Raw genomic sequence first — 8,201 nt, forward strand, 5'->3', positions numbered from 1 at the left:
ACGACTGTATCCTGTTTCAAGCGGCCTTCTGATTTCAAATGCTTCGCGCAAATATACATGATCTGGTCGCCGTCGACAATCGTTCCCTTTTCATCTACCGCAATCAAACGGTCACCGTCGCCATCAAAGGCAAGGCCAACATCGGCACCTTTATCCACGACCAGCTTCGCAAGTGCTTCAGGATGTGTCGAACCGACACCTTCGTTGATGTTCAAGCCGTTCGGCGAAGCACCCATCGAGCTGATGTCCGCATCCAAATCGGCAAACACATGAGTCGCCAATGTTGATGTCGCACCATGCGCGCAATCAAGCGCCACGTGGATGCCATCGAATTCTTCATCCACTGTTTGCTTCAAATACTGGATGTATTTTTGGCCGCCTTCGAAATATTCGGTGATGCTGCCGAGGTCTCCGCCAGTCGGGCGCGGCAGATCGTCAGTTTCCGCATCGAGCAAGGCTTCGATTTCTGCTTCCTGGTCGTCCGACAATTTAAAGCCGTCTGAACCGAAGAATTTGATGCCATTATCTGCGACCGGGTTGTGGGAAGCAGAAATCATGACTCCCGCTTCCGCGCTCATGACGCGTGTCAGATATGAAACACCTGGAGTGCTGATGACGCCGAGGCGCATGACTTCTGCACCGACTGACAATAATCCAGCCGCTAATGCGTTTTCAAGCATTTCCCCGGAAATTCGTGTATCTCGCCCTACGAGCACTTTCGGTTTTTCCTTTGAGCTTTTCGTTAAGACATAGCCGCCAAAACGCCCAAGCCTAAATGCCAGTTCCGGCGTCAATTCGCTATTGGCTACCCCTCGTACACCATCGGTCCCAAAATATTTTCCCATGCTTTTCGCTCCTTCAATCACTCTGTATTATGATTTGTTTATATTAACCTAATTTTACATTTTTAGCTATTTTATTCTTCATTACTTTCGGCAATTTCCGGATTTTCCAACTCTTCCGGTACGACCAAAGATTCATCCACTGAAATGTCTGCTTCTACTTGCATCTCTCCTGGAGAAACCCCGGACGCGCCCGATGGAATCGGCAATTCCACTGTCACCGTAGTATCGGAGGCCGTGACGCTGTTCGCTTCCACTTCGATGACATATTCCTCCATCGCATCCACTACACTACGCGGCCCAAAGACTCGTACTTGTTCACTTGTAGGCGTCCAGGAATTGATGGTAATGCCTGTCTGCGGATCGCCAGTCGATTCGATGCGTACCGGCAGCTCGCGGCTGTATTCCTCTACCGTAACGTCAACTGCCACGGATTCCGGCTCGATCGTGACATTGTCCAGTTTCGTTAAATCCTCTGCCAAAACGCGCACGCGAGCTTCAGCCGTAAAGGATTCCTTGATTTCCGGGTCGCCTGTCACGGTCGCCTTAACGAAGCTGATGGCGTTGATGACGCTTTGTGGGCCCGTCACCGTGACGGTATCCGGCTCCACAGTCAAGCCTTCCAGCAAAAAGCCTTCTGCAAGCAAGCGCTCGTTCATTTCAGCATCGATATCGAATTCCTGGGACACCCGCTCCTCGAGCACGACATTAACGAATGCCGGGTCCACGCGTGCGCTTAGTTGTTCCGATAGGTTTTCCGTCTGAATCGGCACTTGATGCTCCCCTAAAGGCAGGCTGCGCAAATCAATGAATAAGGTATAGTCATCGAGCTGGCGCGTCGTCTGGATAATGCTTGCCGGTCCGCTCAAATACAGGTCGACCGTATCCGGCACGCCGCTGACCATCAAGCTTTCATCGTAATACACTTGCAGTTCCACGTCTTCGATCATTTCCGACACTCTTCCAGTTTCAGTGGTGGTCGTATTATTTTCCGTCTGGACGGAAAAGAAGAGCAGAAAGGCCAGGAATAATGCCATGATCCGAAGAAACCACGGATTGTCCATCATCTTATCCATTCTTTTTCCCCCTCCAATTCCACCAAGAACTTGCCGTCTGTTGTTGTTCGACGCCGAACCAGATACGGCGGAGCTTCACTTCAAAGTCTTCGAGCGACAAATTGCGGTGCAAATCGCCGTTCGCCGTCAAACTGATTGCCCCGGTCTCTTCCGATACGACAATTGTGATGGCATCCGTCACTTCACTGATGCCGAGTGCTGCGCGGTGGCGCGTCCCCAGCTCTTTCGAAATGAACGGGCTCTCGGACAGCGGCAAATAACAGGCAGCCGCAGCGATGCGGTTCTTCTGGACGATGACCGCACCGTCATGCAACGGCGTATTCGGAATGAATAGATTGATCATCAATTCGGAAGTGATGTCCGAATTCATCGGAATGCCCGTCTCTATGTATTCGCTGAGCCCAGTTTCACGCTCAATCGAAATGAGTGCCCCGATGCGGCGTTTCGCCATATAGCTGACCGATTTGCTCATCGCTTCAATCAAGCGGTTGCGCTCGGATTCTTCATTAAGTGTACTGCTCGAGAATAATTTCCCGCGCCCGAGCTGTTCGAGTGCGCGTCTCAATTCCGGCTGGAAGATAATGATGATGGCAAGAAAACCCCATTCGAGCACTTGCTGCATAATCCAACCAAGCGTTTCCAGGTTGAGCGCCTGGGTCACAAGACGCGCGATGATGATAAAGAAGATTCCTTTTAATAATTGGACAGCCTTCGTTCCCTTGATGACAGTAATAAGTTTGTAAATAACGAACCAGACCAACAGGATGTCGATAACATTTCCGATCATCTGAAGCGGAGTCTGGTCATTGAAGTTTTCCAAAAAAGGCATCTGCAACCCTCGCTTTTCTCCATGTACATATAGTTTCAGTATATCATATCCCGAGACATCTGCCCCCATGCAAAAAGCCCATCCAATGAATGGATGGGCTTTACTCGTCTATTGATTGGTCATTGCCGCCAAAAAAGCTGACGGCATCCTGGAATGTCCCTTTGATCGTATACCAGAGCCATTCGAATACTTGGTCGATTTCCTCGATTTCGCCGTTAATGACGCCACTCGATGCCATATACTGGCCGTTGACAATCGTCACGTCTCCTTCAAGTTCACCGTCCACACGCAGATCGCCATTGCGGATCGTTAAATCCCCGACAACTGTTTGGCCTGCCGGAACGACGACCGTCTGCCCTTCAACTACCAAGTTCTCTTGTTTGGTAAATGAAAACTGCTGGTCGTCGCTAAAGCTCGACATCATCGCCGCACTCATCAACAAGACGAACAGTGCCGCCGCGATCATCAGCGGGTGATGGCGCATAAAGCGTTTCATCCCGACACGCTGGGATTCTTTCGGCAAACCGGCCATCGTCTTTTGCACAAAGTCCGACGGTGCCTGGACGTGTGAAGCGCTTTGGACAAACGCAATGGTCTTGGTCAGTTCTTGATATATTTTTCTGCAGTCGCTGCAGCTCTGCAAGGAATCTTTCAGTTCTTTTTCCTCTGATGGGCTGATTTCCCCGTCGAGGTAATCGTCCATCATGCGAATGACTTTTTCCGGACACGCATTCATCATGCTCGCCTCCTACAAATTGCTCAATTGCTTGCGAAGTGCTTCGCGCCCGCGGTGTATCCGCGTTTTCACCGTGCCAAGCGGCAAATCCAGGATCTCGCTGATTTCGGCCAGCGGCAATTCCTCGATATATTTTAACACAATCGCTGCCCGGTACTTATCCGGCAAGCGGCTTATTTCGTACTGCACCCGCTCCTGAACTTCCATCCGCATTAATTCTTCTTCCGGAAGCTCTTCATCATTGGCAATCTTCGAATACATATTCAAGCCTTCCGTGCCTTTGACTTCCGCATCCAAATGATAATCCGGCTTTTTCTTGCGAATCCGGTCAATGCACAGATTGGTGGCGATGCGGTAAAGCCACGTCGAAAATTTACGCTTCTGGTCAAAAGTGTGTATGTTCACATAGGCCCGCGTAAATGCTTCCTGTGCAATATCTTCCGCTTCATGCCGGTTGCCGAGCATGCGGTAGCAAATCTGGAACAACTGATGTTGATACAGCTCCACGATTTCGGCAAATGCGTCTTGGTCGCCCTTCATGACTCGTTTTATTCGTTTATTCACTAACGCATCCATGATCTCATTTCCCTCCGCCATGCGGCTGTCTTTTATATACGGTCCAGTTCTCAAAAGGTTTCATTTTTTTCTCTTCTTCTATCCTATCAAACCATCGCCAGAAAAAACCAGCCAATTTCCAGTTCTTCGAATGAATTCATCAGTTTATTATTTCGCTGATAAGAATCGTGCAATACGTCGCTCAGCGGTCCTACACCCTTGTCCCTAATCGCTTATACATTCTATAAAATAAAAAAAGCTGTCCGGAAATTCCGGACAACTCTTGTATTCTTATACTAATTTTTCACCGAGCAATGAACCAATCAATGCGACCGCCACATCAGCTGTGCGGTTCTTCTCGTCAAGGATCGGGTTGACTTCGACAAACTCTGCAGATGTGATCAATCCAGCATCGAACAGCATTTCCATCGCCAAATGGCTTTCGCGGTAGCTGATGCCCCCTGGCACCGGTGTACCGACACCTGGCGTATACATCGGGTCGATCCCGTCTAGGTCGAGCGATAAATGAACCCCGTCCGTTTTACGTTCTTCACGCAAATAACGGATCGACTCCTGCATCACCTGGTCCATGCCCATTTTGTCGATTTCGTGCATGCTGAACACTTTGATGCCATGCTCTTTAATCAATTCGCGCTCACCAGGGTCAACAGAACGAGCCCCGATGATGACGATGTTTTCTGGCTTCACTTTTGGCGAATAGCCGCGGATGTTAGTCAATTTCTCATGGCCATGGCCGAAGCTTGCTGCAAGCGGCATGCCGTGAATATTGCCCGATGGCGACGTTTCGCTCGTGTTCATATCTGCATGCGCATCATACCAAATGACTCCCAAATTCTCGTAATGCTCTGAAATGCCGGCAAGCGTACCGATCGCAATACTATGGTCGCCGCCCAATACTAAAGGGAAATTCCCGGCTTTGGCTACGCCTGAAACGGTTTCTCCGAGTGCTTCTGTTGCTTCGGTAATTACGTCCATATTGCGCAAATTGGTGTTTTCATCCACTTTGCCGTCCGCTTTGCGGATTTGGATATCGCCTTCGTCGTTTACGTCGTGCCCGAGATTTTCAATACGGTCCACAACGCCCGCGTAACGGATTGCGCTTGGCCCCATATCGACGCCGCGGCGCATTTGCCCGTGGTCCATTGGTACACCTATAATAGAAACATTTAATTTATTCATTATTTTATACCCCCTCAGTAAGATACATTTATTGTACCCTCTGAGGTTCTCTTGGCTCAACCTGACATTATTCCGAATATTTATTCATTTTTTCTTCCAGTGATTTTTTCACTTCCGGCCATTCACGATCAATGATGGAATAGACGATGGCATCTCTTGGTTCACCTGTCGAGCGGATCCGTTCGTTGCGTAAATGCCCTTCTTTCACCGCACCTATCCGTTCGATCGATTTTTGGGAACGGATATTTTCAGCATCGGTTTTGAACTGGACGCGGATCATCTCCCGTTCTTCGAAGCAATAGCCTAGCAGCGCATGTTTGACGGCCGTATTGACATGTGTGCGCTGTGCCTTTTCGCTATAGAAAGTCGCTCCGATTTCACAACTCTTGTTCGTGTCATCAATCGAATAAATGCGGGTCGTGCCGACGATCTCACCGCTTTCCGGAAGCTCTACGGCAAATACCAGGACATTGGATTGGTTCATTCCAGCCGATAACCACGCTTCTAAATCTTCGAAACGTTCCACCTTAGTCAGCATATATTCGAAGATGTCCGGTGTATAAAGCGCCCATAATGCTTCAAAATCCTCACGTTTCAGCAAACGAAGCCGAATATTGCGCTGTTCAATATACATATCCATCCCCTCCTTATTTGCAGTATACCAGTGCATCCGTCAAATCCGCCATTTTCTATAAAACCATCGCCTCTTTAATTTATCGGAAATAAACCGATTGCACACGGCTCAAAAAATCTTTTTCCAGTTCCCCCATGCTGAGGGACAGGAAATACGTCGCAACAGTAGGCAACGGGAACAAGTCAAAACGCGCTTCCATCAAACGCCCTTCGATCAGCTCACGGCGCACCATCGACTTCGGCAAAAACGATACGCCGAGCCCTTCCTGGATAAACCGTTTCGCGATATGGGCCTGCGTCACTGTCATCGTGCGGATACCCGGCAACTGCACGCGCAATTTCACCAGCAACTCTTCCCAAAAAACGGGATGATGATGCGTAAAGATGAAATTCTGCTGCAGTACCTCTTCAGCTGAAACCACCGGGCCCCGCTCATCATCATAAGCATCCCTCGGCACAATGAGCAGCAAAGGATCTTCATAAACCACTTCATGGAGAATCACTCGTTTTACCGGCAGCAAAGCGGAGATGCCAGCAGACACTTCCCCGCTCTCTACCAGTTCTTCAATCGCTTCCGACTCTTCTACGCGGATAACCAGCTCAAGGTCCGGATGTGCTTTCGTAAAAGACTTTAGGATATATGGCAGCACTGTCTCTGCCATTAACGGAGAGATTGCGATGGTCCATTTTCGCCGGTAGCCTTGGGCAAATGATTGAAGCTCATCGACTGTCGAATCGAATTTTTCTATCAGTGTTTCTGCCTGCTGTTTAAAATGGCGCCCTTCCTCGGTTAACACCACGCGGTTCTTGATACGGTCAAACAGGCGAATCCCCAAATACTCTTCCAATTGCCGAATATGCACCGTCACACTCGGCTGCGACAGCATCAAGCGTTCGGACGTCTTACGAAAGTTCAGGGTATCCGCCGCATCTGCAAAGGTCCTCAGCCATTGCATCTCCATTTCATATCCCCTTTCAATTATCTTTTTTAATTATCTTAATTATAAATCTTTAATTTTCATAATTAAACCTTCAGCTTATACTTGAAAAAAAGGAGGAATTTCCATGTTTCAAAAAGGCCTTAAAGGCATTGTCGCCGTTCAAACTGCCATTGCATCTGTCAAAGGGGATAAAGGTGAACTCCGTTACCGCGGAACATTGATCAATGAAGTGATTAATCAAAAGAGCTTCGAACAGACCGCCTACTTCCTATGGCACGGCCATCACGCTTCAAATGAAGAACTCGCAATACTTATTGAACAATTAAAATCCTATCGTCAATTGCCGGATTATCTTATGGCCATTGCGCAAGTTTTACCCAAAGAAATTTCATTAATGGATGGCATGCGGACACTCGTTTCAGCTTATGAGCATGCCGAATTCAAAGAATTGGAGATCCAACAACAAGCCATTGCCCTTACTGCTGCACTTCCTGTAATGACGGCTCTTCTATACCGGCAAAGCACCGGACAGGAATTTGTCGCGCCCAGAAGTGACCTGGGTCATACTGCAAACTATCTATGGATGATCAAAGGACAAATACCGACACACGCACAAACTGAAGCCTTGGAAACCTATTTGAACTTAACGATGGAACACGGAATGAATGCATCCACTTTCGCTGGCCGTGTTACCATTTCCACCGAATCCGACTTAAGCGCTGCCGTCGTTTCTGCAATCGGTACGATGAAAGGTCCTTTGCATGGAGGCGCCCCGTCCGGAGTGCTTGAATTGCTTGATGAAATCCAGTCTCCCGAAAGGATCAATCCGGTCATTGAACAAAAACTGGCGCAAGGTGAGAAAATCATGGGATTCGGTCACCGTGTATATCGTACAGAAGATCCGCGCGCTATTCTGCTCCGTGAAAAATGCCAGCAGCTGCAGCAAGAAGACCCATGGCTGGACCTTGCAGTCAAAGCGGAAAATAAAATCACCCACTTGTTAAATGAGCGAAAACCAGGACGTGCCCTTTATACCAATGTAGAATTTTATGCAGCAGCGATTATGCGGTCTATCCAAATGCCGCCTGAACTATTCACCCCTACCTTCAGCATCGCACGGATTGTCGGCTGGACTGCCCATGCCATAGAACAACAGCAAGATAACGTGATTTTCCGGCCACAATCGGAATATATCGGAAACTAAAAAAAGCCCGTATCCAATTGAATGGATACGGGCTTTTTACACATGGATTGCACATGGAACAATGGAGCCTAGGGGGCTCGAACCCCTGACCTCGACGCTGCCAGCGTCGCGCTCTCCCAGCTGAGCTAAGGCCCCGCGCGAAAAATGCGCAAAGATAAATGAGCCATGAAGGATTCGAACCTTCG

Annotated in this window: 9 protein-coding genes and 1 tRNA gene; 1 reads left to right on the forward strand and 9 read right to left on the reverse strand. The window is 48.7% G+C overall.

The window, feature by feature from the left end:
- The 8 genes from ON064_RS15540 to ON064_RS15575 all read right to left on the reverse strand — a co-directional run.
- Window positions 1-845: phosphohexomutase domain-containing protein (locus ON064_RS15540; RefSeq protein ID WP_483879761.1), on the reverse strand; the 845-nt coding region annotated here is incomplete at its 3' end.
- 71 nt (window positions 846-916) lie between these two features.
- Entirely contained in the window at window positions 917-1,918 is a 1,002-nt protein-coding gene (locus ON064_RS15545) for a CdaR family protein (RefSeq protein WP_274625492.1), read from the reverse strand.
- The gene (cdaA, locus tag ON064_RS15550) at window positions 1,911-2,747 is read right to left on the reverse strand and encodes a diadenylate cyclase CdaA (RefSeq protein ID WP_121300978.1); all 837 of its coding nucleotides are present in this window, start codon (window positions 2,745-2,747) and stop codon (window positions 1,911-1,913) included. The genes ON064_RS15545 and cdaA overlap by 8 nt, the downstream gene beginning before the upstream one ends.
- A 100-nt stretch (window positions 2,748-2,847) precedes the next feature.
- Window positions 2,848-3,483 carry a zf-HC2 domain-containing protein gene (locus tag ON064_RS15555; protein WP_274625497.1) on the reverse strand — a complete coding sequence of 212 codons (636 nt, stop codon included), beginning with the start codon at window positions 3,481-3,483 and terminating at the stop codon, window positions 2,848-2,850.
- 12 nt (window positions 3,484-3,495) lie between these two features.
- The gene (sigW, locus tag ON064_RS15560) at window positions 3,496-4,059 is read right to left on the reverse strand and encodes an RNA polymerase sigma factor SigW (RefSeq protein WP_274625493.1); all 564 of its coding nucleotides are present in this window, start codon (window positions 4,057-4,059) and stop codon (window positions 3,496-3,498) included.
- A gap of 270 nt (window positions 4,060-4,329) precedes the next feature.
- A complete protein-coding gene (gene rocF / locus ON064_RS15565; protein ID WP_274625494.1) occupies window positions 4,330-5,238 on the reverse strand; it encodes an arginase in 909 nt (302 codons plus the stop codon).
- Window positions 5,239-5,305: 67 nt separating this feature from the next.
- Window positions 5,306-5,872, reverse strand: a complete 567-nt coding sequence (locus tag ON064_RS15570) for a GNAT family N-acetyltransferase (protein ID WP_241663169.1) — start codon at window positions 5,870-5,872, stop codon at window positions 5,306-5,308.
- A gap of 79 nt (window positions 5,873-5,951) precedes the next feature.
- A complete protein-coding gene (locus ON064_RS15575; RefSeq protein WP_274625495.1) occupies window positions 5,952-6,833 on the reverse strand; it encodes a LysR family transcriptional regulator in 882 nt (293 codons plus the stop codon).
- Window positions 6,834-6,936: 103 nt separating this feature from the next.
- Between ON064_RS15575 and ON064_RS15580 the strand changes: the two genes are divergently transcribed.
- Entirely contained in the window at window positions 6,937-8,016 is a 1,080-nt protein-coding gene (locus ON064_RS15580) for a citrate synthase/methylcitrate synthase (RefSeq protein ID WP_274625496.1), read from the forward strand.
- A gap of 62 nt (window positions 8,017-8,078) precedes the next feature.
- Here ON064_RS15580 and ON064_RS15585 read toward each other — a convergent pair.
- Window positions 8,079-8,151: transfer RNA gene (locus ON064_RS15585), tRNA-Ala, on the reverse strand.
- Between the last annotated feature and the right edge of the window lie 50 nt (window positions 8,152-8,201).

The sequence above is a fragment of the Planococcus sp. A6 genome, assembly GCF_028823615.1.
Taxonomy (GTDB): Bacteria; Bacillota; Bacilli; order Bacillales_A; family Planococcaceae; genus Planococcus.